Annotated in this window: 1 protein-coding gene; it reads right to left on the reverse strand. The window is 73.8% G+C overall.

Annotated elements, in window-relative coordinates; all coding sequences use genetic code 11:
- On the reverse strand, positions 1-504 hold a 504-nt coding region (locus tag STRAU_RS26650), incomplete at both ends, for a beta-ketoacyl synthase N-terminal-like domain-containing protein (protein ID WP_037662080.1).

Below are 504 nucleotides of genomic sequence, written 5' to 3' on the forward strand. Positions count from 1 at the left end.
GAGCAGGCCGTGTCGACCGTCACGGCCGGGCCTTCCAGGCCGAAGCTGTAGGACAGGCGGCCGGAGATGACGCTGGTGGCGTCGCCGGTCATGAGGTAGCCCTCGACGCCTTCCGGGGCGTGCGCCAGGCCCGCCGACCAGCCCTGGGAGCAGGCGCCGACGAACACGCCGGCGCTGCTGCCGTGCAGGCTCGACGGCGCGATGCCGGCGCGCTCGAAGAGTTCCCAGGAGGTCTCCAGGAGGAGCCGCTGCTGCGGGTCCATCGCGAGAGCCTCGCGCGGGGAGATGCCGAAGAGGGCGGCGTCGAACTCGGACACGTCGTAGAGGAATCCGCCCTGCGCGGCGAAGCTCGTGTCGTCGGCGGAGCGTCCCTGGTCGGGCTGGAAGAGCCCGTCGGGGTCCCAGCCGCGGTCGGCGGGGAAGCCGGAGATGGCGTCCGTACCGTCGGCGACGAGCCGCCACAGGGCGTCGGGGCTGGTGGCGCCCCCGGGGTAGCGGCAGCTC

It is taken from the genome of Streptomyces aurantiacus JA 4570, from assembly GCF_000414115.1.
Taxonomy (GTDB): Bacteria; Actinomycetota; Actinomycetes; order Streptomycetales; family Streptomycetaceae; genus Streptomyces; species Streptomyces aurantiacus_A.